At 63.3% G+C, this 22,609-nt stretch carries 24 protein-coding genes; 15 read left to right on the top strand and 9 right to left on the bottom strand.

Going from position 1 to position 22,609, the window contains the following annotated elements:
* Window positions 1–147: 147 nt before the first annotated feature.
* From AB5Y81_RS07035 to AB5Y81_RS07000, 8 genes are all read left to right on the top strand, one after another.
* On the top strand, window positions 148–888 hold the full coding sequence (locus AB5Y81_RS07035; protein ID WP_005298843.1) for a heme ABC transporter permease: 741 nt from the start codon (window positions 148–150) through the stop codon (window positions 886–888).
* Between the two features lie 2 nt (window positions 889–890).
* Window positions 891–1,097, top strand: a complete 207-nt coding sequence (ccmD, locus tag AB5Y81_RS07030; protein WP_010634608.1) for a heme exporter protein CcmD — start codon at window positions 891–893, stop codon at window positions 1,095–1,097.
* The gene (gene ccmE / locus AB5Y81_RS07025; RefSeq protein ID WP_005298847.1) at window positions 1,094–1,585 is read left to right on the top strand and encodes a cytochrome c maturation protein CcmE; all 492 of its coding nucleotides are present in this window, start codon (window positions 1,094–1,096) and stop codon (window positions 1,583–1,585) included. Before ccmD ends, ccmE begins: the two co-directional genes overlap by 4 nt.
* Window positions 1,582–3,537, top strand: a complete 1,956-nt coding sequence (locus tag AB5Y81_RS07020) for a heme lyase CcmF/NrfE family subunit (RefSeq protein ID WP_017781150.1) — start codon at window positions 1,582–1,584, stop codon at window positions 3,535–3,537. The genes ccmE and AB5Y81_RS07020 overlap by 4 nt, the downstream gene beginning before the upstream one ends.
* The gene (locus AB5Y81_RS07015) at window positions 3,534–4,064 is read left to right on the top strand and encodes a DsbE family thiol:disulfide interchange protein (RefSeq protein ID WP_005298853.1); all 531 of its coding nucleotides are present in this window, start codon (window positions 3,534–3,536) and stop codon (window positions 4,062–4,064) included. The genes AB5Y81_RS07020 and AB5Y81_RS07015 overlap by 4 nt, the downstream gene beginning before the upstream one ends.
* A gap of 11 nt (window positions 4,065–4,075) precedes the next feature.
* The gene (locus tag AB5Y81_RS07010; RefSeq protein ID WP_005298856.1) at window positions 4,076–4,555 is read left to right on the top strand and encodes a cytochrome c-type biogenesis protein; all 480 of its coding nucleotides are present in this window, start codon (window positions 4,076–4,078) and stop codon (window positions 4,553–4,555) included.
* Window positions 4,552–5,826, top strand: a complete 1,275-nt coding sequence (gene ccmI, locus AB5Y81_RS07005; protein WP_042050385.1) for a c-type cytochrome biogenesis protein CcmI — start codon at window positions 4,552–4,554, stop codon at window positions 5,824–5,826. Before AB5Y81_RS07010 ends, ccmI begins: the two co-directional genes overlap by 4 nt.
* A gap of 79 nt (window positions 5,827–5,905) precedes the next feature.
* Complete coding sequence (locus AB5Y81_RS07000) at window positions 5,906–6,718, top strand: VacJ family lipoprotein (protein ID WP_026141231.1); 813 nt, start codon at window positions 5,906–5,908, stop codon at window positions 6,716–6,718.
* A 125-nt stretch (window positions 6,719–6,843) separates the two neighbouring features.
* On the opposite strand, the gene sodB is transcribed toward AB5Y81_RS07000, so the two are convergent.
* Window positions 6,844–7,428, bottom strand: coding sequence for a superoxide dismutase [Fe] (gene sodB, locus AB5Y81_RS06995; RefSeq protein WP_005298860.1), 585 nt, complete (start codon window positions 7,426–7,428; stop codon window positions 6,844–6,846).
* A 286-nt stretch (window positions 7,429–7,714) separates the two neighbouring features.
* Between sodB and AB5Y81_RS06990 the strand changes: the two genes are divergently transcribed.
* Window positions 7,715–8,059 (top strand): Grx4 family monothiol glutaredoxin, encoded by a 345-nt coding sequence (locus AB5Y81_RS06990; protein ID WP_010673955.1) that lies wholly within the window; start codon window positions 7,715–7,717, stop codon window positions 8,057–8,059.
* A gap of 66 nt (window positions 8,060–8,125) precedes the next feature.
* Here AB5Y81_RS06990 and AB5Y81_RS06985 read toward each other — a convergent pair whose 3' ends face one another.
* A complete protein-coding gene (locus AB5Y81_RS06985; protein WP_019839609.1) occupies window positions 8,126–9,337 on the bottom strand; it encodes an RsmB/NOP family class I SAM-dependent RNA methyltransferase in 1,212 nt (403 codons plus the stop codon).
* A gap of 210 nt (window positions 9,338–9,547) precedes the next feature.
* Here AB5Y81_RS06985 and AB5Y81_RS06980 point away from each other — a divergent pair, with 210 nt between their 5' ends.
* The 6 genes from AB5Y81_RS06980 (at window position 9,548) to AB5Y81_RS06955 (ending at window position 15,475) form a co-directional block, all read left to right on the top strand.
* The gene (locus AB5Y81_RS06980; RefSeq protein ID WP_279484636.1) at window positions 9,548–11,527 is read left to right on the top strand and encodes a reprolysin-like metallopeptidase; all 1,980 of its coding nucleotides are present in this window, start codon (window positions 9,548–9,550) and stop codon (window positions 11,525–11,527) included.
* Window positions 11,524–11,853 (top strand): hypothetical protein, encoded by a 330-nt coding sequence (locus AB5Y81_RS06975; RefSeq protein ID WP_017778730.1) that lies wholly within the window; start codon window positions 11,524–11,526, stop codon window positions 11,851–11,853. Before AB5Y81_RS06980 ends, AB5Y81_RS06975 begins: the two co-directional genes overlap by 4 nt.
* Before the next feature lie 154 nt (window positions 11,854–12,007).
* Window positions 12,008–12,646, top strand: coding sequence for a pyridoxamine 5'-phosphate oxidase (gene pdxH / locus AB5Y81_RS06970; RefSeq protein ID WP_005298871.1), 639 nt, complete (start codon window positions 12,008–12,010; stop codon window positions 12,644–12,646).
* A gap of 38 nt (window positions 12,647–12,684) precedes the next feature.
* Window positions 12,685–13,299 carry a glutathione S-transferase family protein gene (locus tag AB5Y81_RS06965; RefSeq protein WP_279484635.1) on the top strand — a complete coding sequence of 205 codons (615 nt, stop codon included), beginning with the start codon at window positions 12,685–12,687 and terminating at the stop codon, window positions 13,297–13,299.
* Window positions 13,299–14,927, top strand: a complete 1,629-nt coding sequence (locus AB5Y81_RS06960) for a GNAT family N-acetyltransferase (RefSeq protein ID WP_279484634.1) — start codon at window positions 13,299–13,301, stop codon at window positions 14,925–14,927. The genes AB5Y81_RS06965 and AB5Y81_RS06960 overlap by 1 nt, the downstream gene beginning before the upstream one ends.
* Window positions 14,928–14,959: 32 nt before the next feature.
* The gene (locus tag AB5Y81_RS06955) at window positions 14,960–15,475 is read left to right on the top strand and encodes a GNAT family N-acetyltransferase (protein ID WP_005298877.1); all 516 of its coding nucleotides are present in this window, start codon (window positions 14,960–14,962) and stop codon (window positions 15,473–15,475) included.
* A 64-nt stretch (window positions 15,476–15,539) separates the two neighbouring features.
* Here AB5Y81_RS06955 and AB5Y81_RS06950 read toward each other — a convergent pair whose 3' ends face one another.
* The 7 genes from AB5Y81_RS06950 to AB5Y81_RS06920 all read right to left on the bottom strand — a co-directional run bounded on the left by AB5Y81_RS06950 (window position 15,540) and on the right by AB5Y81_RS06920 (window position 22,609).
* Window positions 15,540–15,947 carry a hypothetical protein gene (locus AB5Y81_RS06950; RefSeq protein WP_201988433.1) on the bottom strand — a complete coding sequence of 136 codons (408 nt, stop codon included), beginning with the start codon at window positions 15,945–15,947 and terminating at the stop codon, window positions 15,540–15,542.
* Window positions 15,948–16,187: 240 nt separating this feature from the next.
* Window positions 16,188–17,318, bottom strand: coding sequence for a cupin domain-containing protein (locus AB5Y81_RS06945; RefSeq protein WP_017781161.1), 1,131 nt, complete (start codon window positions 17,316–17,318; stop codon window positions 16,188–16,190).
* A 137-nt stretch (window positions 17,319–17,455) separates the two neighbouring features.
* Window positions 17,456–18,826 carry an adenylosuccinate lyase gene (gene purB / locus AB5Y81_RS06940; RefSeq protein ID WP_279484633.1) on the bottom strand — a complete coding sequence of 457 codons (1,371 nt, stop codon included), beginning with the start codon at window positions 18,824–18,826 and terminating at the stop codon, window positions 17,456–17,458.
* A 122-nt stretch (window positions 18,827–18,948) separates the two neighbouring features.
* Entirely contained in the window at window positions 18,949–19,560 is a 612-nt protein-coding gene (gene hflD / locus AB5Y81_RS06935; protein ID WP_005298892.1) for a high frequency lysogenization protein HflD, read from the bottom strand.
* A gap of 158 nt (window positions 19,561–19,718) precedes the next feature.
* Window positions 19,719–20,825: a tRNA 2-thiouridine(34) synthase MnmA gene (gene mnmA / locus AB5Y81_RS06930; protein WP_279484632.1), complete on the bottom strand. Its 1,107-nt coding sequence runs from the start codon at window positions 20,823–20,825 to the stop codon at window positions 19,719–19,721.
* A gap of 303 nt (window positions 20,826–21,128) precedes the next feature.
* The gene (locus AB5Y81_RS06925) at window positions 21,129–21,596 is read right to left on the bottom strand and encodes an NUDIX hydrolase (RefSeq protein WP_017766656.1); all 468 of its coding nucleotides are present in this window, start codon (window positions 21,594–21,596) and stop codon (window positions 21,129–21,131) included.
* 95 nt (window positions 21,597–21,691) lie between these two features.
* A complete protein-coding gene (locus AB5Y81_RS06920) occupies window positions 21,692–22,609 on the bottom strand; it encodes a pseudouridine synthase (RefSeq protein WP_279484631.1) in 918 nt (305 codons plus the stop codon).

Raw genomic sequence — 22,609 nt, 5'->3', positions numbered from 1 at the left:
AGTGGCCATGGAAGGGCCGTTATAAAAAATATAATTGAGATAGATCAAGAGGATGGCTGCTTATTGCTTTCGGGGGATGTGATGTTTTCCGGCAGTGGGTAAGGTAGGCCTCGCCACGATATTAATAACAGAAAGGTTTTGTGAGCTATGTGGAAATGGTTGCACCCTTACGCTAAACCCGAGCGCGCTTACCAGCTGGCAGGGACCTTGCTGCCCTGGTTTGCCGTGACCAGCCTGCTGGCATTCATCATCGGCACCCTCTGGGGGTTGGCGTTCGCCCCTGCCGATTACCAGCAGGGTGACTCCTTCCGGATCATCTACATCCATGTTCCCGCCGCCATTCTCTCCATGGGGGCCTACTCCACCATGGCGGTCGCGGCCTTCATCGGTCTGGTGTGGCAGCTGCGGATGGCCGACATGACGGTGGCCGCCATCGCGCCGGTCGGCGCCGTGTTTACCTTCATCGCGCTGTTTACCGGCGCCGCCTGGGGCAAACCCATGTGGGGCACCTGGTGGGTGTGGGATGCGCGGCTCACCTCGGAGCTGATCCTACTGTTCCTCTACCTGGGGGTCATCGCCCTCTACAATGCCTTCAGCGACAAGGTGCTGGCCGGCCGGGCCGCCGGTATCCTGGCGCTGGTGGGGGTGATCAACCTGCCCATCATTCACTACTCGGTGGAGTGGTGGAATACCCTGCATCAGGGCGCCACCATCACCAAGTTTGACAAGCCCTCCATCTCCCCCGAGATGCTGTGGCCGCTGCTCATCATGATCCTGGCCTTTGCCGCCTTCCTCGGGGCTCTCTCCCTGATGCGTTTTCGAAACGAGCTCTTGATGCGGGAGTGGCACCGCCCCTGGGTCAAAGAGATAGCCGAGCAGGAGAAGTAAGCATGCACTTTGCCTCATTCAGTGACTTTCTGGCGATGGGCGGTTACGCCTTCTACGTCTGGCTCTCCTTCGGTCTGACCCTGCTCTGCCTGGTCGGCATCGTCATTTCCACCCGTATGAAAACCCGCGCCCTGCTCGGTGAACTGCGCAGCAAGCAGGCGCGCGAGGCTCGTCGCAAGGCGGCCCAGCAGATGGAGAACACCCTATGAACCCGAGACGCAAAAAACGCCTCACCATCATCCTGGCGATCAGTGCCGGCCTCGCCGCCGTGATCGGCCTGGTGCTCTATGCCCTCAGCCAGAACATCGATCTCTTCTATACCCCGAGCGAGCTGGTGGAGGGCAAGGGACCGGACAAGATCAAGCCGGAAGAGGGGCAGCGCCTGCGCATCGGGGGTCTGGTGGTGCCGGGCTCGGTGCAGCGCGATCCCCAGAGCCTCAAGGTGGCCTTCAAACTGGTGGACAACGGCGGGCATCTGGTGACCGTCGAGTTTGACGGCATCCTGCCGGATCTGTTCCGCGAGGGGCAGGGCATCGTCGCCCAGGGCACCCTCAAGGATGCCACCACGGTCGCCGCCTTCGAGGTGCTGGCCAAGCACGATGAGAACTACATGCCGCCGGAAGTGGCCGATGCCACCAACGGCATGCACTTCAAGCCGGAATATACCGACGCGCAGTTGAAGGGGAGCAAGCAATGATCCCGGAATTAGGACAGTTCTCACTGATCCTGGCGTTTGCCACCGCCCTGCTGCTGGGCAGCTATCCGCTGCTCGGGGCCAAATGGGGGCGCCTTGGCATGATGTCGGCGGCCCGTCCGCTGGCCTATGCCCAGTTCCTGCTGCTGTTGCTGTCGTTCCTCTGCCTGACCTGGGCCTTCATCGACAACGACTTCACCGTGCAGTACGTGGCCACCAACTCCAACAGCCTGCTGCCGCTGGCCTACCGCATCTCCGCGGTGTGGGGAGCCCATGAAGGTTCCCTGCTGCTGTGGGTGCTGACGTTGGGGGGCTGGACCGCGGCGGTCGCCATGTTCAGCCGCCGCCTGCCGCTCGACGCGGTGGCGCGGGTGCTCGGGGTGCTCGGCCTCATCTCGGTCGGTTTCACCGCCTTCGTGCTGTTTACCTCCGACCCCTTCACCCGCACCTTGCCCTACTTCCCGGTGGATGGGCGCGATCTCAACCCGCTGCTGCAGGACCCGGGTCTCATCTTCCACCCGCCCATGCTCTACATGGGCTATGTGGGCTTCTCGGTGGCGTTTGCTTTCGCCATCGCCTCCCTGATGACCGGCCGGCTCGATGCCACCTGGGCGCGCTGGTCCCGTCCCTGGACCATGGCCGCCTGGGTCTTCCTCACTCTGGGTATCGTGCTGGGCTCCTGGTGGGCCTATTACGAGCTCGGCTGGGGCGGCTGGTGGTTCTGGGATCCGGTGGAAAACGCCTCCTTCATGCCCTGGCTGGCCGGCACCGCCCTGCTGCACTCGCTGGCAGTCAGTGAAAAACGCGCCACCTTCAAGGCCTGGACCGTGCTGCTGGCGCTCTCGGCCTTCTCCCTGAGCCTGCTGGGTACCTTCCTGGTGCGCTCCGGCGTGCTGGTCTCGGTGCATGCGTTTGCCTCCGACCCGACCCGCGGCCTGTTCATTCTGGGCTTCCTGCTGGCGGTAATCGGTTCATCCTTGCTGCTGTTCGCCTTCAAGGGCTCCCAGGTGAGAAGCCATGGCAAGCACGAGCTGTGGAGCCGCGAGACCCTGCTGCTTGGCAACAACATCATGCTGGTGGCGGGCCTGCTGACCGTGCTGCTCGGCACCTTGCTGCCGCTGGTGCACAAGGAGCTGGGGCTTGGCAGCATCTCCATCGGCACCCCCTTCTTCAATCACATCTACAGCTGGCTGATCATCCCGTTCGCCCTGTTGCTGGGGGTCGGCCCGCTGTTTCGCTGGCGCCGTCAGGAGCTGGGCGAGCTCAAGGGCAAGGTGGTCCTGGCGCTCCTGCTGAGCCTGGCCGCCGCCATCCTGCTGCCGCTGCTGCTGGCCGAGGAGTTCAAGCCCTGGGCTGCGCTCGGTATCGGGCTTGGCGCCTGGATCATCGTCACCAGCGTGCAGGAGACCTGGGCACGCGCCACCCACAAACACAGCTTTGCCGTCGGCGTGCAGCGCCTTGGCAACAGCCACTGGGCCATGATCCTGGGCCACGTGGGTCTTGCGGTGAGCATTATCGGCATCGCCTGCACCCAGAACTACAGCATCGAGAAGGACTTGCGCATGCAGGCCGGCGATCGGGTTCATTTTGCCGATTATGAGTTCGTCTTTACCGGTATCAAGGAGAAGAACGGCCCCAACTACGACGGTTTCAAGGGCGTGCTGGAAGTGCACAAGGATGGCAAGCAGGTGGCTCTGCTCAAGCCGGAGAAGCGCATGTACAAGGTGACCCGGATGCCGATGACCGAGGCGGCCATCGATGCCGGCTTTACCCGTGACCTCTATGCGGCCCTTGGCGAGCAGCTCGACAACGGCGCCTGGGCGGTGCGGATCTACTACAAACCCTTCGTGCGCTGGATCTGGTTCGGCGGCGTCTTCATGGCCATTGGCGGCGTGCTGGCGATGCTGGACAAGCGCTACCGTTTCGGTCGTCGTGAAGAGGAGGCCAAGGCATGAGCAAGAAGACCTGGTTGTTTCTGATCCCCTTCATCGTCTTTCTGCTGGGGGCCGTGTTTCTGTTCAAGGGGCTCTACTCCGATCCCACCAAGCTCGAATCCGTGATGGTGGGCAAGGAAGTGCCCGTGTTCACCCTGCAGGATATCTATGACCTCAATAAGCAGCATGACAGGAGCATCCTCAAGGGACGCCCCATGCTGCTCAACGTCTGGGCCACCTGGTGCCCGACCTGCTACGGGGAGCACACCTACCTCAAGCAACTGGCGGGGCAGGGGATCTACATCGTCGGCATGAACTACAAGGATGAGCGGGCCAAGGCCATCAACTGGCTGGCGGAGCTCGGCAATCCCTATCAGATCAATCTTTATGATCCCGACGGCATGCTGGGGCTGGATCTGGGGGTTTACGGCGCGCCGGAGACCTTCTTCATCGACAGTCAGGGGATCATCCGCTATCGCCACGTGGGTGACGTCAACCCCGAGGTGTGGGCATCGACCCTCAAACCCATCTATGACGCCATGAAGTGAGGGAGAACCCGATGAGAATCTTGATTGCATCCCTGCTGCTGCTGGCGGGACTGGGCGGGGCAGGTCAGGCGCTGGCCGCCATCGATGTCTACACCTTCGACAACGACGCCCAGGAGCAGACCTTTCGTGAACTGACCAAGGAGCTGCGCTGCCCCAAGTGCCAGAACCAGGACATCGCCGACTCCAATGCGGGCCTGGCCAAGGACCTGCGTGACAAGACCTACCAGATGGTGCGCGAGGGCAAGGAGAAGCAGGAGGTGGTGGACTACATGGTGGCCCGCTACGGCAACTTCATCCTGTACAACCCGCCGCTGATGGCCTCCACCCTGATCCTCTGGCTGGGGCCTCTGCTTGTGATCGTGGTGGGCATAGTCCTGGTGGTGGTGCGCAGTCGCCGTCGTCCCGCGGCAGCTACGCCGGCGGATAGCGCCCTGAGCGCGGAGGAGCAGCGTCGTCTGGCTGCCCTGCTCAAAGAGGAAGAGAAACAATGACCGCATTTTGGATAGTGATCGCGGCCCTGCTGGTGCTGGTGAGCCTGGCACTGGTGTTGCCCCTGTGGCGGGGAGAGGGCCGGCAGAGCATCAGCCGCTCGGCCCTCAACAAACAACTCTATCGTCAGCGTCTGCTGGAGATCGGTGAAGAGCGCGAACAGGGGGTGCTGGCGGAAGAGCAGGACACCCTGATCGAGTTGCAGCGCAGCCTGCTGGACGACATCCCCGACGTGGAGCAGACCGCTCGCGGCGGCAAGAGTCTGATCTGGATCCCGGGTGTGCTGGTGCTGCTGGTGGTGAGCCTGGGGCTCTACTACAAGCTGGGCGCCTGGCAGGAGGTCAGCCGCTGGCAGGACGCCAGCAGCCGGTTGGGCGAGCTCAGCAACCGCATCCTGGTGGAGCGCAATGCCGAGGTCACCGAGCAGGATCTGCTGGACTTCACCCTGGCCCTGCGTACCCGCCTGAAAGAGGAACCGAACGATTACCGCGGCTGGCTGCTGCTGGGCCGACTGTCGCTGGATGGCAATGATCCCGATATGGCCCGCGAGGCGCTGGAACGGGCCTACGCTCTGGCACCGCAGAAGGGGATGGTGGCGGTGCCCTATGCCCAGGCGCTGATGATGACAGGGGATGACGCGCAGGCCGATCAGCTGCTGCGGGGAGCCATCGCCCAGGATCCGGCCAATATAGAGGCGCGCTCCGTCTACGCCTTCATGGCCCTGCAAAAAGAGGACTTCAAGACCGCCCTGCAACGCTGGCGCGAGATGCTGCCGCTGATGGAGAAGGGCTCGACCCGCTACACCATGGTGGAGCGCTCCATCGACTATGCCGAGCAGCAGTTGAAGAAACGCGGCATGGCCAGTGCGGTCGTGCCGGCAGAGGCGAGCGGACAGGGCACCGCCTCCGCCCAGGTGCTGGAAGTGAAGGCCGGCGAGTTCCCGCTCAAGGTGACGTTGGCCGATGGCATTGCGCTGCCGGAAGATGCCCATCTGTTCGTGTTTGCGGTGATCCCCAACGGGCCGCCCATGCCCATCGCGGTCAAGCGTATCCCAGGCCCGCACTTCCCGCTGACGCTGTCGCTGGGTGACGGCGATGCCATGATGGAGGGTAACAAGCTGGCCGCCTATCCCGAGCTGCAGTTCAAGGCGCGCCTCTCCCGTGGCGGAAACGTCATGAACAAGGAAGGGGCGTTCGAAGGGGCCTCGGTCCCGGTCGCCACCGGCTCAATTCCTTCAGCGCCGATTGACATCCGCATCGATCACGCCCTCTAATACGCCTCTGGCCCGGCCCTCGATGGGGCCGGGCTGCCTATAATTCAGATTAATCACAATAAAAAGCTAGGACTTCCATATGCATGTGCGTGTAGGGGCATTGACGGTGGCCTTGTTGCTGGGTGGCTGTGCTGGCGGCCCGCCCAAGCCGGGCCCCGAGAGCCTTGACCTCAAGGAGACGCCGAGCCGGCCCGAAGCGACCAGCACGGCCAGTGACAGCCGTGACCCGTTTCAGGGTGCCAACCGGGCCATGTGGGCCGTCAACTACGATGTGCTTGAGCCCTACGTGGCTCGCCCCGTGGTGCACGGCTACGCCCGATACGTTCCGCAGGGAATGAAGGATGGCATCGAGAATCTGGTGGAGAACTTCAACGAACCGAGCAGCATGGTCAACCACCTGCTGACCGGCGACTTGAAGGGGGCGGGTACCAACCTGGGCCGCTTCACCCTCAACACCACTGTGGGTCTGCTGGGGATCTTCGACGTGGCCAAGCATGCGGGCCTCGAGCGCAACAAGCTGGAGCTCTCTACCGTGCTCGGGCGCATGGACATAGGCGAGGGGGCCTACGTCATGGTGCCCGTTTATGGTCCCACCACCACCCGCGAGATAGTCGGGGATACCATAGACGTGCTCTACTTCCCCTACTCGCTGCTGACTTTCCCGCTGAAAGCGGTGCACTGGGCGCTGAATGGTCTGGGTACCCGTTCCAAGCTGATCGATCAGGAGCGGATCATCGACAACGCGCTCGATCCTTACGCCCTGACCAAGGACTTCTATCTGCAGTACAACCAGAACAAGGTGACTGGCCGTCAGAGCGAGCTCAAGCAAGAGCAGCAGGAGAAGCAAGACGACAGCAATCTGGATGACTATCTGGACGAGATTGACCAGTGATGCCTGTGCATCCCGGCTCGAATGACAAAGGCGCCTGCGGGCGCCTTTTTGCTGCGCTGGCTGCCCTCGCGCCCATAAAAAAACGCCCCGCAAGAGCGGGGCGTTTTGGCAAGAGTGTGGCGCTATCAGGCAGCCAGGTTCTTGGCCACGAATTCCCAGTTGACCAGGGCCCAGAAGGTTTCCATGTACTTCGGACGCAGGTTGCGGAAGTCGATGTAGTAGGCGTGCTCCCACAGGTCGACGGTCAGCAGCGGGGTGGTACCGGCTTCGGTCAGCGGGCAACCGGCGTTGGAGGTGTTGACGATGGCCAGGGAGCCGTCAGCCTTCTTCACCAGCCAGGTCCAGCTGGAGCCGAAGTTGCCGATGGCAGACTTGGTGAACGCATCCTTGAACTCGGCGAAGGAGCCGAACGCCTTGGTGATGGCATCGGCCAGGGCGCCAGTGGGCTCGCCACCGCCGTTCGGGGAGAGGCAGTGCCAGTAGAAGGTGTGGTTCCAGATCTGGGCGGCGTTGTTGAAGATGCCACCAGTGGAGGTCTTGATGATCTCTTCCAGAGACTTGCCTTCAAACTCGGTACCCGGCACCAGGTTGTTCAGGTTGACCACGTAGGTGTTGTGGTGCTTGCCGTGGTGGTATTCCAGAGTTTCCTGGGAGATGTGCGGTTCCAGAGCATTGATTGCATAGGGCAGAGCGGGAAGTTCGAATGCCATTTTCTACTCTCCATTGGCTGGCCGTGCGAAGGCGACGGTTGCAAGACATTGCGTACTCTTTTCTATTTTGAAAAGAATTGTTCTTGAAGTGATGGGGCCAGTTGGCCCAAAGCCCATCGATTGTACCAGCATCAAAGATGGCCTAACAACTCTTGATTCTCGCCATGATCCGGATCAAGCTGCGGCGTATTGATTCGTCACTTCTTGCTGTTGTCGCGGTTTGCCAGTTTGTGGTCTGCCCGGATTGCAGTAGAATGGCCGCCGAAATCGCTCTAGTGAGGCACCTATGGAAACTATTGAAAAGATCAAACAGCAGCTGGCTGAAAACCCCATCATTCTGTACATGAAGGGCTCCCCCAAGCTACCCAGCTGCGGTTTCTCTGCCCAGGCCTCCCAGGCCCTGATGTCCTGTGGCGAGCCGTTTGCTTATGTCGACATCCTGCAAAACCCGGACATCCGCGCCGAGTTGCCGAAGTTTGCCAACTGGCCCACCTTCCCGCAGCTGTGGGTCGAGGGCGAGCTGGTCGGCGGCTGCGACATCATGATCGAGATGTTCCAGGCTGGCGAACTGCAGACCCTGATCAAGGAAACTGCCGCCAAACACAAGCAGGATGACGCAGCCGCCGAATAAGGCCGCCATCGCATCATGCAAAAAGGGGAGCCATCGGCTCCCCTTTTCTTATGCTGCAAGACGGTATCAGGCGATGCGCTCGATGCGCGCCAGATAGAAGCCGTCGAAACCGGTGGCCGCCGGGCTCACGGTGTGATCACCGAGCAGGCGGAAGTTGTCGTTGGCGGCGAGGAATTTGTCCACCTGCTGGCGGTTCTCCTCGGGCAGGATGGAGCAAGTGGCGTAGACCAGCATGCCGCCCACCTTCACCATCTGGCTGTAGCGCTGCAGGATCTCTTCCTGCAGGGCGACCAGCACCGGCAGCCGCTCGGCGGTATCGCGCCACTTGGCATCCGGATTGCGCTTGAGTACGCCAAGGCCGGAGCAGGGCACGTCCAGCAGCAGGCGATCCGCGCTCTCTTTGAGGCGCTTGACGGTCTTGCTGCTGGTGATGACCCGGGTCTCCACGTTGTGGGCACCGGCGCGGCGGGCGCGCTGCTTGAGGTTCTCCAGCTTCCACTCTTCCACGTCCATCGCCAGCAGGCGGCCCTTGCCCTTCATCATGGCGGCCAGATGCAGGGTCTTGCCGCCGGCACCGGCGCAGGCGTCGATCACCCGCATGCCGGGAGCCACGTCGAGCGCCGCCGCGATGTGCTGGGAGCCGGCATCCTGTTGCTCGAACCAGCCGTCGGCAAAGGCGTTGGTGCGAAACAGGGCGGCATCCGAGGTCACTTCCAGGGCGCTCTCGACCCCTTCCACCGGTACAGTGGTGACCTGCTCTTTGGCCAGCGCGGCCTGCAGCTCGTCACGGGTGCACTTGAGGGTGTTGACCCGCAGGTAACGCTTGGGCATGGCGGTCAGGGCGGCACGCTCGGCCGGCCAGGCATCGCCCAACTGCTCGCTGCCGAGCTTTTCCAGCCAGGTCGGGCAGCCATCCATCAGCACCGGGTTTTTCTTGGCTTCGGTCAGGCGGCGACGAAACGCCTCTTCATTGAAGCGATCCAGGGTCGGGTGGTTGGGTTGAGCTATCTTGTGGAAAGCATGCCAGCTGTGCAGCAGCGGCCAGACGTGCTTCTCGGCCTGGCGGACCTGAATACCGGTCAGGGCGCAGTAGAGGCTGAGGCGACGCAGCAGATCGCCGGTGACCAGGGCAATCCTTGCCTGTTCTTGCGGTTTGAGTTCGATGCCGGAGAAGTGACGGGCATAGGCGCGATCCAGGGTGAGACCCTGGCCCAGCACATCGTCAACAATGGCAACGACCAGGTCCCCGAGACGGGGCAACAGTGGGGATTTGAGCATGAGATTAACCTTGGTCAGAAAAAGACGAACCGTCGCCATGGTGACGCGGCTCAAAAACTGATAAATCCGCGCAATGATAGGGGCTAGACAGGGTTGGTGCAACACTCCCCATTCGGGGAAGATAGGGTGGATGCTGCTGGACTAATCGGACCAGCAGGCGAATGATGCCGGTTGCAGTTCAGGTGAGTGCATTTTAAAAGGACTAAAAAGATGCAGTTGATGAAATTTTCTCCCTTGGCGCTGGTGGTTGCCAGCTTGATGAGTTCGGGCGGCCTTGCGGCCAAAGAGTGGGATACGGTCGCGGCGCGCGCCACCGCCGCCGACGGTTATGAAGTGCGGGCCAACCAGTTTCGGGTGGCCAAGGTGCCCATCGATTATTTTGCCGGACTGCAAGCCGGGGCGCGCTCGCTGACCCTGCCTCTGCCCGACGGGGGAGAGGTGACCTTCACCCTGCAGGCCTATGACCTGCTGCCGGCCGATCAGGCGGCCAAATTCCCCGAAATCAAGACCTTCAAGGGTCACAATCCGGCGGCGCCGGTAGAGACGGGGCGCTTTGATCTGGGGCCGCTGGGTTTCCACGCCATGTTCAGCCATCAGGGCAAGACGGTGTTCGTCGATCCCCTCAGCAATGCCGAGGGGTATGCCGTCTATTACCAGCAAGACGCCTACAGCAGGTTGGCGGAGGAAGCGGACAAGGTTATCGGCAGCGATGCCAGCAAGGCGCTGGCGCACAAGGTGCAGGTGGATGGCAACGTGCGCAAGCGCTACGTCATCGCCATCTCGGCGGCGGGGGAGTACACCCAGTTCCACGGCGGCTCCAAGGTGCTGGCCACCGCGGCCATCGCCACCCTGCTCAACCGGGTCAACGAGGTGTACCAGCGCGACGTGGGGGCCGAGTTCCAGTTGGCCAGTGGCAACGACAACATCATCTTTACCGATCCGGGCAGCGATCCCTTCACCAATAGTGACGCCGACGTCGATATCAACAGCGTGGTGCAGGCCAATGCCCAGACCCTGCCCAGCACGCCGCTGGGACCGTTCGACATTGGCCATGTGGTCAATACCGGAGGTGGCGGTCTGGCTGGCCTCGGCGTGCTCTGTATGGCTGACAAGTCGGCCGGCATGACAGGTTCCGCCACCCCGGTGGGGGATGCCTTCTTTATCGACTATGTGGCCCACGAGATTGGCCACCAGTTCGGCGCCGATCACACCTTCAATGGCACCACCAACAGCTGTGGCGGCGACAACCGGACGCCAGAGCAGGCCTGGGAGCCGGGCAGCGGCACCTCCATCATGGCCTATGCGGGCATCTGTGGGGAGGAGAACATCCAGCCCCACAGCGACCCCTATTTCCACAGCAAGTCCATCGAGCAGATGCGGGCACACATGGCGACCGTGCCGACCTGTGGCACCCCTATCGATCTTGTCAACAACGCGCCCCAGGCGGCGGCCGGGGCCAGCCGCATCATTCCGGCCAACACGCCGTTCGTGCTCAAGGGGGCCGGCGCCGATCTGGACGGTGATCCCCTGACCTACACCTGGGAGCAGATCGATCTGGGTACTGAATCGAGCAGCCTGGCCACCATGGTGGACGACGGCAGCCGGCCGCTGTTTCGCTTCGTCTCCCCCACCAGCTCACCGGAGCGGATCCTGCCGAGCCTGCCCTCCCTGCTCTCGGGCACGCTCGTCAAGGGCGAGGCCTGGCCCACCACCAACCGGGATCTCAACTTCCGGCTGACGGTGCGTGACGGCAAGGGCGGTGTCGCCAGCGACGACATGAAGGTACAGGTGGTCAATACCGGCAGCGCCTTCCGGCTGACTGCGCCGCTTGGGGTGTCGTTGACGCCGGGGGCAAGTCAGGCGGTCAGCTGGGATGTGGCCGGCACCAACCTGGCACCGATCAGCTGCAGCAAGGTGGACCTGCTCCTGACCCAGAACGAGGGAACCAGCTGGAGCAGCCTGGCGGTCAGCCAGCCCAACAGCGGCTCGGCTACCGTGACCCTGCCGGCGGATCTGGCCAGCGACGCCCGTCTGAAGGTGGCCTGCAGCGACAACATCTTCTTCGCCATCAGCCCGGCCAAGCTGCCGGTCGTCCAAAGCGGCGGCAGCTCGGGCGGTGGCGGTGGTGGCGCCCTCGGTCTCTGGACCCTGGCGCTGGCCCTGCTGGGCTGGCAGCGGAGGCGCGGATGAGGGCGGCCTGGCTGGTGTTGGCGTCCCTGCTCGGCGGCTGTCAGGCTGACGCCGATACCCTGGAGCAGGCGGTCAGCGCCAGCCTGGCCAAGCAGGATTACCGGCTGATCGTGCGGGCCGGGCGAGGCGAGGTGGCGCCCGGCATAGCGCCGGCAGAGCAGGCTTCGGCCAAGGCCCGCTGCGGCGTGCGCTATCTGGAGGGGCTGGGGGATGTGATCAAGCCAGGCCAGCAGGAGGCTCAGGCCAAACTGGCGGCCTACGCGGCCGACTACAACCGGCGCATGCTGGCGCACTGCCCGCCACGACCGGCGACGGATCGGCAGTGACAGAGGGCCGTCAAGGTCAACAGGGGGAGGCGCGAGCCTCCCTCTTTTTTACGGCTGTCATTTGCCGGTCACAAGGCTTGTACCCATGGCGTGCTCGTCGCACAATGCCTGCACGCATGGCCGCATGGGCGGCAAAGAGAGAAGGAAAATCAAGATGATGGATGTAGCCGATCTGCGCCGTGAATACACCCGGGGTGGACTGCACAGGGCCGATCTGCCGGCCGAGCCCCTCGCCCTGTTCGAGAAGTGGCTGGCCCAGGCGTGCGAAGCCAGGCTGACCGACCCCACCGCCATGGTGGTGGGCACAGTGGATGCCGACGGCCAGCCCTGGCAGCGCACCGTGCTGCTCAAGCACTACGACGCCGAAGGCATGGTGTTCTACACCAACATGGGCAGCCGCAAGGCACACCAGCTGGAGGGCAACCCCCGCATCAGCCTGCTCTTCCCCTGGCACACCCTGGACAGACAGGTGCACGTGACCGGCCGGGTGGAGAAGATGAGCACCTTCGAGGTGATGAAGTATTTCCACAGCCGCCCCAAAGACAGCCAGATCGCCGCCTGGGTCTCCAAACAGTCGACCCGCATCTCGGCGCGCGGCGTGCTGGAAGCCAAGTTCCTCGAGCTCAAGCAGAAGTTTGCCAATGGCGAGGTGCCGCTGCCGAGCTTCTGGGGCGGTTTCCGGGTGCGCATCGACACGGTCGAGTTCTGGCAGGGGGGCGAGCATCGCCTGCACGACCGCTTCTACTACACCCGCGAAGGGGAAGGGTGGCACATCGAGCGGCTGGCGCCCTGAGCACCCCGCTAGTCTTCTGCTGCTGACAAGGAGTCTGTATGCGTCTGTATGGCGATCTGAAGTCCGGCAACTGCTACAAGCCCTGGCTGCTGGCCCGCTGGCTTGAGCTGCCCCTCGAATTGGTGCCGGTGGATGTGCTGGAGGGGGAGACCCGCACCCCCGATTTTCTGGCCCTGAACCCCAACGGCAAGATCCCGGTGCTGGAGCTGGCCCAGGGCGACACCCTGGCGGAGTCCAACGCTATTCTCTTCTACCTGGCGCAGGGGTCGCCCCTGTGGCCGGCCGAGCCGCGTCAGCAGGCCGAGGTGCTCAAGTGGCTGTTCTTCGAGCAGTACAGCCATGAGCCCTATATCGCGGTAGCTCGTTTCATTGTTCACTATCTGGGGCGGCCGGAGTCCCAGAAGGCGCGCCTCGACGGGCTCAAAGCCGGCGGCGAGAAGGCGCTGGCGGTGCTGGAGCAGCAGCTCAAGCAGAGCCCCTACCTGTGCGGCGAGGCGCCGACCATCGCCGATCTGGCACTCTATGCATACACCCATGTGGCGGAGGAGGGGATCTTCTCGCTGCAGGGCTGGCCCGCCATCCGGGCCTGGATTGCCCGAATCGAGGCGCATCCCCGCCACCTGAGCCTGCCTGCTGCCTGTCAGGCCGGCTGATGGAACTGCTGATCGAGCGCGCCTTGTGGCAGCCCCACTGGGCGCCGGTGTTGCAGGCCTGGCAGCGGCAGGGTCATAGCTGGCAGTTGCTGCAGAGCAAGGTCGATGAGTGTTTGCCGAGCGATACCGGCGGACTCTGGTCCTGTTGTCCGCCCGATGGCGTGCGTTCGGCTAGCGCACTGCTGGCGGCCTGGCTGGACGGCGATCTGCCCGGCCAGCAGGCCGTTGATCCGAGCCGGCAGATCCTCATCAGCGGCTCGGCCTCCCTGTTGACGCTGGCGCGGGAGGAGGGGCTGCTGACTCTGGGGGGGCAGGGGGCCGATCTGGCGCTGACGGCGCAGGACGATCTGGGCGCCGTGCTCAATCGCCTGCTGGCCCGCCGCCTGACGGTGCCGGTGCTGGCCGAGCCTTCCTCCCGGTCGGAGCCCGCCCTGCTGCTGCGCCCTCTGCTGGCGCTCGATGAAGTCGAGGTGGTGCGCTATTGCAGCGATGCGGCGCTCGCCCGCTACACCCTCAACATTCCCCACCCCTATCCGCCGGAGGCGGCCCGCGACTGGCTGGCCGGCTGCTGGCGCAAGGCGGCGCTCGGATTGGGCTGGAGCTGGGCGCTGACCCTGCCGGCAGGCGAGGGCCAGGCACCGCTGGTGGGGGTGATCTCGCTGCACTGGAACGGCGAGCTGGCCTGGTGGGTGGGCGTGCCCTGGCAAAACTGCGGGCTGGCGACCCGGGCCGCCCGGTTGGTGAAGGCCTTTGCGTTCGACCGGCTGCAGCTGCCGGTGCTCACCGCCCGCCACATGCCGGACAACCATGCCTCCGGCCGGGTGATGGCCAAGCTGGGCATGCGCTATTGCGGCCGGCGGGCATTGAGTGGCCAGCGCCAGGGCTTGAGCCAGAGCGAGGTGAGCTACTGGCAGCTGGCGCGAAGCCTGACGCTGGCGGCGCCGGTCGAACGGCAGCTGGCCTCCTTGCTGGCCGATGCGCGGGTGGTGGCGGCCATCCTGCAGATACAGGTCGGGGAGGGGGCGCTGCAGCGGCTGGCGCTGTTCATGACAAATCGGGATGGGGAAGAAGGGGCCGAGCTCGCCGCCGCGCCGCTACGCTCCCTGGATACTGACGGGCCGCTGGCGGTGGAATACTACGACCAGGATGCGCTGGCGCAGGCCGAGCCGGAGCAGCTCCATCTGCTGCGCGGCCTGCTGCTGAAAGACGCCGAGGAGCAGGGGCTGGACTACCTGCTGCAGCTGGCCAGCCTGCAGCGCCAGGGACCTGTGTTGCTGACCCTGGCGGAGCGGCACCAGCGCCTGCGCTGGCTCGCAAGGGAGGAGTCCAGACTCGCCCTGCTGGCCGCTGAGCCGCTCACCCATCGCTATCATCTGCTCGACTTGCTGGTGGCCTTGCCCGCTCTGCTCGACGAGCTGGCCGGTCGCTGGCATCGGGATGCCGACGACACCCTGGCCTGGCTGGCACGGGCCGAACCGCTGCTGTTCAATGCCTATCGAACCGCCATCACCAGCCTGCAACCGGCCGATCTGCATGAGTTGCTGGCGCAGGTGGCGGATCGTTTTCCTGAGTCCACCCTCCCATTTCTGGACAAAGATGCTCAGGACGGCGGGCAGTTTGTGGAATAATGCCCGCTCTGCTGTACGAGGAGTAACGCTGTATGCTGAGAACCGAGCGCCCTGGCGACATGCTGCCGGTCTATGACCTGGTGAGTGCCGCCTTTGGTCGTACCGACGAGGCCGAACTGGTCAACCGCCTGCGCGAATGCGGCGCCGCCGTGGTGACCATGGTCGAGGAGGAGGAGTACGAGTTCATGGGGCACCTGATGCTGAGCCCGATCACCATTAACGGGGTGGAGGGGCCCTGGCTTGGTCTCGCGCCCGTGGCGGTCCACCCGGATTGGCAGGGGCAGGGGATCGGCTCGGATCTGGTGCGCGAGGGGCTGGATACGGCGCTGGAGATGGACTGGAAGGCGGTGGTGGTACTTGGTGACCCGACCTATTACAGCCGCTTCGGTTTTCGTCCCGCCAGCGAGTTCGGCCTGCACTGCATCTATGAAGTGCCCGCCGACTGCTTCATGGCGATGGAGCTGCAGGAGGGCGGTCTGGCTGGCGTGCAGGGGGAGGTGCTCTACCACCCGCTGTTTGACGAGTTGCCGGAAGAGACGGCATCCTGACCCATAAAAAAAGCCCTCAGCGAGGGCTTTTTTTATGTCAGCCCCTTGCGTGTACAGGGCTTGCTCAGGCGCGGGTATCGAGCAGGTTGCCCTTGCGATCTTCGGCTCCCGTCATGCCCGCCAGTTGTTTGCCAAGGGGGCTCTGCCGGTATTGCAGGTAGTCGCCGAGCTGCTGTTGCTGCTGGTGGCGTTCTTCCATCCGGTAGAGATCGACGGCCGTCGGGGCGTTTTGCTCATCGATCTCCTGCCCACTGGCTTGCAGATAGCGATCCACGGCGGCCTTGTCCTGCTGCTGCTCTGTGTAGGAGACGGCCAGAGTGCGGCGGGTGGTCTCTTTCTCCTCCTGCGTCGCCACGTATTCATCTCTCTTGTCCAGCGCCTTGTCGCGACCCTGGTTGAGCTGCTCCGGGGTCAGCTTGGGATAGGCGTTGTCATAACCGGGCAACGGCATGGGACGAGTGCTGATCTGCATGGGATACCTCTCTGCTAAACCTGGCTGCTTGAGCAATGGCCGCATGATACGAGCTTTCACTTGCGCAAAAAAGCATCATCAGATGTGCCGTCAAGAGTGGGTTCAGCTTCGAAAGCAGGTTGTGGATCAGAGCAGAAGTGAAAGCGCCGCCGGGGTGGCCGGGTCGGCAGCAGAGACGGTGAGGTCGGGCAGCTGAGATAGAAAAGGCGCCCTAGGGCGCCTTTTGTCACCGCAGGGGGATCAGTTGAAGAACCAGTAGCCGCGGTTGACCAGTCGGGTCAGCAGCTGGAGGAAACCGGCCTGATCGGCAAGCTCCACCATGTCGGCCTGGGTGACCATGTCCTTGTCGCACAAGAGCGAAATTGCCGCCGCATCCTCGCTCGGCAGGGTCCAGGCTTCGCCGTCGATGTAGCAGGTCTGGCTTTCGCCGCTGAACCAGACAGAGCGCAGGCCCGGTACCTTGATGGCGGGCTCGCCCTGGGTCAGCAGGTCGGCCACTTCCTCGGCGCTGTAGTCAGGCTCCATGGGACTCACGTCCAGATCGTGCTTGGCCTCGGAGATCATGGTGCCGAACCACTCCTTGAACAGGGTCTCGTCATCGAGTGCCTGCTGCATCAGCTCGCGCAGGCGGTGCAGCTCATGGGGCTGGATCTCGCCGTGGCGGGCACGGGGCTTGAGGTCGGCATCGCCGTAACGCTCGGTGCGGATCTCGTTGTCGATCAGGTGATCGGCAAAGGAGGAGATAAGCGCCTTGGCATCCGGCGCGCGAAAGCCCACCGAGAAGTTCAGGGAGGGCTCGATGGCGTAGCCCTCGTGGGGGAATCCAGGCGGAATGTAGAGGATGTCGCCCGGCTCCATGATAACGTCGATGATCGCCTCGAACGGCTCGCAGTGCAGCAGGGCGGCGTGGGCGGCAAACTCGCTTCGTGGTGTTGCATCGCCGACCCGCCAGTGGCGCTTGCCCTGACCCTGGGTGATGAAGACGTCGTAGTTGTCGATGTGGGGACCGACGCCGCCATGAGGGGTGGAGAAGCTCACCATCACATCGTCAAAACGCCAGCCCGGGATGAACTGGAACGGCAGCGCCAGCTCGTTGACCTCGGGGGCCCAGTGGTTGCAGGCCTGCACCAGCACGGTCCAGTTCTCTTCGCCCAGGTGATCGTAGGATTCGAAGGGGCCGTGGGCCGCCTCCCACTTGTTGTTGAAGCGGGTTACCAGGCGCGATTCAATCACCTCTTCCATGGCCAGACCCGCCAGCTCGTCCGGGCTGATGGGATCCTGAAAGTCGGTGAAACCGCCCTTGATGAGGAGCGGGCGCTTCTGCCAGTAGTGCTCGAGGAAGTGAGCGATATCCAGATTGAGTTGGTACATGGTCTTCTCGTGTCTCTGTGAGAGAGGTGTTGCCCAAGACGGGCTTGGGCAACGCCACTCATGGCCCTGCCTTGGCAGGGAAAACAACAGGGGGCCCTGTGGCTAGTGCCCAGGGCCCCCGATACTCTCTCGCCCGCTTATTTCAGCAGGTCGACCAGACGCTGGGCGTCGCCGATATAGTTGGCCGGGGTCAGCTTCTTCAGCTCGACTTTCACGGCTTCCGGCAATTCCAGCGTGTCGATAAAGGTGCGCATCCCTTCGGCGTCGACGCGGCGGCCACGGGTCAGCTCTTTGAGCTTCTCATAGGGCTTCTCGATGCCGTAACGGCGCATCACGGTCTGGATCGGCTCGGCCAGCACTTCCCAGTTGGCATCCAGATCGGCGGCCATGGCATCGGCGTTGGCTTCCAGCTTGGAGATCCCCTTCAGGGTCGCCTGATAGGCAATCAGGGAGTAACCCACTGCCACGCCCAGGTTGCGCAGCACGGTCGAGTCGGTCAGATCACGCTGCCAGCGGGAGATGGGCAGTTTGCTCGCCAGGTGCTGGAACACGGCGTTGGCCAGACCCAGATTGCCTTCGGAGTTCTCGAAGTCGATGGGGTTGACCTTGTGCGGCATGGTGGAGGAGCCGATCTCGCCGGCGATGGTGCGCTGCTTGAAGTGGCCCAGGGATATGTAGCCCCACACGTCGCGATCGAAGTCGATCAGGATGGTGTTGAAGCGCGCCATGGCGTCGAACAGCTCGGCGATGTAGTCGTGCGGCTCGATCTGGGTGGTGTAGGGGTTCCAGGTCAGGCCCAGAGAAGTGACGAACTCCTCGGAGAACTGGTGCCAGTCCACTTCCGGATAGGCGCTGATGTGGGCGTTGTAGTTGCCCACGGCGCCATTGATCTTGCCCAAGATCTCCACCGCCATGATCTGCTTGAGCTGGCGCTCCAGACGGTAGGCGACGTTGGCCATCTCCTTGCCCATGGTGCTCGGGGTCGCCGGCTGACCGTGGGTGCGCGATAGCAGCGGCATGTCGCGATACTCGGCGGCCAGGCGCTTGATTTCGCTGATGAGCTTCTCGCAGTAAGGCTTGATGACCTCCTCGCGGGCGGTCTTCAGCATCAGGCCGTGGGAGTTGTTGTTGATGTCTTCGGAGGTGCAGGCGAAGTGGATGAACTCGCTGACGGCGGCCAGCTCCGGGTTCACTTCGACTTTTTCTTTGAGGAAGTACTCCACCGCTTTCACATCATGGTTGGTGGTGCGCTCGATCTGTTTGATGCGGGCGGCGTCGCTCTCGTTGAAGTTGCTGACGATACCGTCGAGCAGGGCACTGGCTGCCGCGCTCAGGGCAGGGACTTCCGGGATCCCGGCGTGGCTGGCCAGTTTTTGCAACCAGCGTACCTCGACTTCGACGCGAAAACGCAGCAGACCGAATTCGGAGAAGATAGGGCGCAGGGCATCGGCCTTGTCGCCATAACGACCGTCAATCGGGGAAACAGCAGTCAGCGCGGACAGCTCCATGGGGTGAACTCCTGATGATTGGTGTGGGGGATTCGTATCCACTCGCGCGCGGGCCGGGGGCCATCAAGGCTGATGTGCGGCTGTTCACCTTGTTCTCCCTCTGCCTTTGCGCGAGCCAATGATTAGTAACGCTTGGCCAGTTCCACCATCTTCTTGCGGGCGAAGATGATCTGGGTACGGCTTCCGCCGAGCTGGCGCCACAGCACGCAGGCCCGGATGCCAGCCAGCAGCAGGGCGCGCACCTTGTGCTGCACCAGCGGCTGCTGCAGGAACAGCGGTGTACCCGCCACCTGGATTCTGGGGCCGATCGGGCTGATGAGATCGCTGTAGATGCTCGCCATGTTGGCCAGGATCTGCTCGTCGAGCAGGTCGAAATGCTGTTGCTGGCGGCCGATCTGGCCGATCCGCTCACCCAGCATGTTGAGAATGTCCTTGCGCTTGGCCAGCTTGCGCTCCAGCGCAATCAGGCTCACCACGTAGCGGGTCAGCTCGGCATTCTTCTGGCTGCCGTCGGCGCCCAGCTGCTCGACCAGGGCGCGGTAGCCGTCGCGAATGGCCAGGTGGTTGCCGAACACGTCCAGCGGCTGCTTGGGGTCGGTGACCAGGATGCTGGAGAGGCTCTCGCGCAGGGAGGCCTCGTCACAGGTGCCGTCGCGGGCCACCTTCTGCACCAGGTAGGCGGCCTGGCAGATGCCGGCAAAGGCCATGGTTCTGTCTTGGAATTTGTCGCTCATATCTTCACAGCCCTGTTCTGTTCATTCACCGGCCGATGCCATGATCCGGCCTGTAAGTTGCCAATCATGTATCGCTGCCTTGTGCTGTTTTTTCTTTGTCCCTTCTCCCCGCGAGGAGAGAAGGGAGTAGAGCGCGGACGCTTGTGAGCGTCCAGCCCTTACACCGGATGGCTGAAACGCTGCTCTATGATGCCACCGCCCAGACACACTTCCCCGTCGTAGAAGACGGCGGACTGGCCCGGGGTGACCGCAGCCTGTTTCTCGTCGAAGATGACCCGGATGGTCTCATCGTCGATGGGCTGGATCAGGCAGGGAATATCTTCCTGCCGATAACGGGTCTTGACGGTGCAACGGCGCGGTTCGCGAATGGGGGTGCGATCCACCCAGTGCAGCTGGCTCGCGATCAGGCCATCGGAGTAGAGGCGGGGGTGTTCCCCCTGCGCCACTATCAGGGTGTTGCGCTCGACCTCTTTGTCGACTACATACCAGGCCTCTTCGGTGGCATCTTTGCGCCCGCCGATGCCAAGCCCCTTGCGCTGGCCCAGGGTGTGATACATCAGCCCCTGGTGCTCGCCGATCACCTTGCCGTCCACGGTTTCGATGGGGCCGGGCTGGGCGGGCAGGAACTTGGCCAGGAAGTCCTTGAATTTGCGCTCACCGATGAAGCAGATGCCGGTGGAGTCTTTCTTCTTGGCGGTGATGAGATCCAGCTGCTCGGCGATGCAGCGCACCTCCGGCTTCTCGAGATCCCCGACCGGGAACAGGCTCTGACCCACCTGAGCTTCGCTCAGGGTGTAGAGGAAGTAGCTCTGATCCTTGTTGGTATCGAGGCCGCGCAGCAGGCGCGGGCGGCCGGTGCTGTCGTCACGGCGCACATAGTGGCCGGTGGCGATGTAGGTGGCACCCAGCTCCTCGGCGGCAAACTCCAGGAACGCCTTGAACTTGATCTCCTTGTTGCACAGGATATCCGGGTTCGGCGTACGGCCGGCCTTGTACTCTTCGAGGAAGTGCTCGAACACGTTGTCCCAGTACTCGGCAGCGAAGTTGATGGTGTGGAGTTTCATCCCCAGCTTGTCGCAGACGGCCTTGGCATCAGCCAAATCCTGGGCGGCAGAGCAGTACTCGTCCGTGTCGTCTTCTTCCCAGTTCTTCATGAACAAGCCTTCGACCTGATAGCCCTGCTGCTGGAGCAGGTAGGCCGAGACGGAAGAATCCACGCCGCCGGACATGCCGACGATCACCTTGATTTGGCTGTTGTCTGTCATTAGTCGAAGTTACCAGTTCGTTTAAACGGGGCGTATTCTACCAGAATTTCGCGCCCCCGGTCACATATCCATGCCGCCGTTCTCATCAGGAACCCGGCAGCAGGAAATCGTTTTTCTATTTGTTGGCACCATGATGAAAAAGTGGTGCCAAACGGTCCCGTATAGCCTGTTCACGATCTGTCACGAGAGGCCGTCAGCAAGGTAAAGAGCAGCGCAGGAACCGGAACGTATAGATATACGTGAGGATTCCGAGCAGCACATGAGCCTTGATCACGGTCTCGCAGTAAGAGCGTGGGCAGGCTCTCAGATAAAGGCTTTGAGGGCCGACAGTGGCAGCCTGGTGCCCGCCAGATAGTCCTGAATGCACTGCCACACCAGAGGGCTTCTCAGGGCCGGTTTGCACTCGGCAATCTCCTCCAGGGTGAGCCAGTGGCAGGCCAGCACGTCGCCGTCGGGATCCTCTGGATGGTGCTGGCCCGGCGCCTTTTCAAGGTCGAAGATGACGGCAATGCGCACAAAGGTGGCCTCGCTGTCTGCCGGCTTGTAGAGATAGACCCCGAGCCAGGCGGTGGGAGCGGCGGTGAGCCCGGTTTCTTCTTTCAGCTCGCGGCAGGCCGCCTGGACGAGATCTTCCCCCGGCTCCACGTGGCCGGCGGGCTGGTTGAAGCGGCGCTGGCCTTTTATCTCCTCTTCCACCAGCAGGAAGCGACCCTGCCAGTGCACCAGGGCGGCCACGGTGAGGCGGGCGGGCAGGGGGGGATGATCGCTCATTGGGACTCCTTGTCTTGTGTATTGTGCCTTGCTGTGGCACTCGATCAGGTTGCGCCATCTATGTTGCGGCACGCTGGCCAAATGGCTTGCTCGTGTTATTCCGATGGCTTGCTGCGGGCCGGACGGCGTGCGGTGCCACGGCCGCCGCTGCGATTGGCCGGGCGGGGGCTCGCTTCGCGGCTGTCCCGCTCCTGGTGTTGGGCGTGACGGGTCGGCCGGGCCTTGCTGTTGCTGCCGGCCCCCTGTGGCCTGGCGGCTGTGCGCGGCTTGCCGTGCACAGCCGATTGCCGCGGTGCCGCTGCCAGCTCGGGAGCGGGCAGGGCGCGGCTCTCCCCCGGCGCCAGACCATCGAGGGTCCACTCCCCGATGGCGTAGCGGACAAGGCGCAAGGTGGGGTGACCGATATGGGCGGTCATCCGCCGCACCTGGCGGTTGCGCCCCTCGACAATCTTGATCTCCAGCCAGCAGGTGGGGATCTCCCTGCGCTCGCGAATAGGCGGGTTGCGCGGCCATACGGTGGGCTCATCCATGATGCGCGCCCCGGCGGGCAGGGTCATGCCGTCGTTGAGCTCCACCCCGGCGCGCAGGGCGGCCAGTTTCTCCTCGCTCGGCACGCCTTCCACTTGTACCCAGTAGGTCTTGGGGGTCTTCTCCCCCGGCTGGGTGAGGCGCGCCTGCAGCTTGCCGTCGTTGGTGAGCAGCAAGAGCCCCTCGCTGTCACGGTCTAGCCGGCCCGCGGCATAGATGCCGGGCTCGGTGATGTAATCCTTGAGGGTCTCGCGGCCCGCCTCGTCGGTGAACTGACAGAGCACCATGTAGGGTTTGTTCAAGAGCAGCAGCTTGCGATCGGCAGGCGCCGGTGCCGGTTTGCGCTCGCCCTCCTTGTCTCTCATGGCGTGCTGCGCCTCCCTGCGCTGGGATGGGCGCGCCGTGGCGGGCCCTTTGGCCTTGTGCTCGGTGTCAGGGCGGGCGGAGAGGGAGAGGCGGGGACGGGCTGATTTCATCGCATGCAT

The organism is Aeromonas sp. s2 (assembly GCF_040907935.1).
Lineage (GTDB): Bacteria > Pseudomonadota > Gammaproteobacteria > Enterobacterales > Aeromonadaceae > Aeromonas > Aeromonas dhakensis.
The sequence above is the reverse complement of the archived record's forward strand: the minus strand, read 5'-3'. Positions and strand labels throughout refer to the sequence as shown.

Excerpts from the sequence above, each read along its gene's own strand:
- AB5Y81_RS07035 (WP_005298843.1), top strand. The coding sequence starts at position 148 with ATGTGGAAATGGTTGCACCCTTACGCTAAACCCGAGCGCGCTTACCAG.
- ccmD (WP_010634608.1), top strand. The coding sequence starts at position 891 with ATGCACTTTGCCTCATTCAGTGACTTTCTGGCGATGGGCGGTTACGCC.
- ccmE (WP_005298847.1), top strand. The coding sequence starts at position 1,094 with ATGAACCCGAGACGCAAAAAACGCCTCACCATCATCCTGGCGATCAGT.
- AB5Y81_RS07020 (WP_017781150.1), top strand. The coding sequence starts at position 1,582 with ATGATCCCGGAATTAGGACAGTTCTCACTGATCCTGGCGTTTGCCACC.
- AB5Y81_RS07015 (WP_005298853.1), top strand. The coding sequence starts at position 3,534 with ATGAGCAAGAAGACCTGGTTGTTTCTGATCCCCTTCATCGTCTTTCTG.
- AB5Y81_RS07010 (WP_005298856.1), top strand. The coding sequence starts at position 4,076 with ATGAGAATCTTGATTGCATCCCTGCTGCTGCTGGCGGGACTGGGCGGG.
- ccmI (WP_042050385.1), top strand. The coding sequence starts at position 4,552 with ATGACCGCATTTTGGATAGTGATCGCGGCCCTGCTGGTGCTGGTGAGC.
- AB5Y81_RS07000 (WP_026141231.1), top strand. The coding sequence starts at position 5,906 with ATGCATGTGCGTGTAGGGGCATTGACGGTGGCCTTGTTGCTGGGTGGC.
- sodB (WP_005298860.1), bottom strand. The coding sequence starts at position 7,428 with ATGGCATTCGAACTTCCCGCTCTGCCCTATGCAATCAATGCTCTGGAA.
- AB5Y81_RS06990 (WP_010673955.1), top strand. The coding sequence starts at position 7,715 with ATGGAAACTATTGAAAAGATCAAACAGCAGCTGGCTGAAAACCCCATC.
- AB5Y81_RS06985 (WP_019839609.1), bottom strand. The coding sequence starts at position 9,337 with ATGCTCAAATCCCCACTGTTGCCCCGTCTCGGGGACCTGGTCGTTGCC.
- AB5Y81_RS06980 (WP_279484636.1), top strand. The coding sequence starts at position 9,548 with ATGCAGTTGATGAAATTTTCTCCCTTGGCGCTGGTGGTTGCCAGCTTG.
- AB5Y81_RS06975 (WP_017778730.1), top strand. The coding sequence starts at position 11,524 with ATGAGGGCGGCCTGGCTGGTGTTGGCGTCCCTGCTCGGCGGCTGTCAG.
- pdxH (WP_005298871.1), top strand. The coding sequence starts at position 12,008 with ATGATGGATGTAGCCGATCTGCGCCGTGAATACACCCGGGGTGGACTG.
- AB5Y81_RS06965 (WP_279484635.1), top strand. The coding sequence starts at position 12,685 with ATGCGTCTGTATGGCGATCTGAAGTCCGGCAACTGCTACAAGCCCTGG.
- AB5Y81_RS06960 (WP_279484634.1), top strand. The coding sequence starts at position 13,299 with ATGGAACTGCTGATCGAGCGCGCCTTGTGGCAGCCCCACTGGGCGCCG.
- AB5Y81_RS06955 (WP_005298877.1), top strand. The coding sequence starts at position 14,960 with ATGCTGAGAACCGAGCGCCCTGGCGACATGCTGCCGGTCTATGACCTG.
- AB5Y81_RS06950 (WP_201988433.1), bottom strand. The coding sequence starts at position 15,947 with ATGCAGATCAGCACTCGTCCCATGCCGTTGCCCGGTTATGACAACGCC.
- AB5Y81_RS06945 (WP_017781161.1), bottom strand. The coding sequence starts at position 17,318 with ATGTACCAACTCAATCTGGATATCGCTCACTTCCTCGAGCACTACTGG.
- purB (WP_279484633.1), bottom strand. The coding sequence starts at position 18,826 with ATGGAGCTGTCCGCGCTGACTGCTGTTTCCCCGATTGACGGTCGTTAT.
- hflD (WP_005298892.1), bottom strand. The coding sequence starts at position 19,560 with ATGAGCGACAAATTCCAAGACAGAACCATGGCCTTTGCCGGCATCTGC.
- mnmA (WP_279484632.1), bottom strand. The coding sequence starts at position 20,825 with ATGACAGACAACAGCCAAATCAAGGTGATCGTCGGCATGTCCGGCGGC.
- AB5Y81_RS06925 (WP_017766656.1), bottom strand. The coding sequence starts at position 21,596 with ATGAGCGATCATCCCCCCCTGCCCGCCCGCCTCACCGTGGCCGCCCTG.
- AB5Y81_RS06920 (WP_279484631.1), bottom strand. The coding sequence starts at position 22,609 with ATGCATGCGATGAAATCAGCCCGTCCCCGCCTCTCCCTCTCCGCCCGC.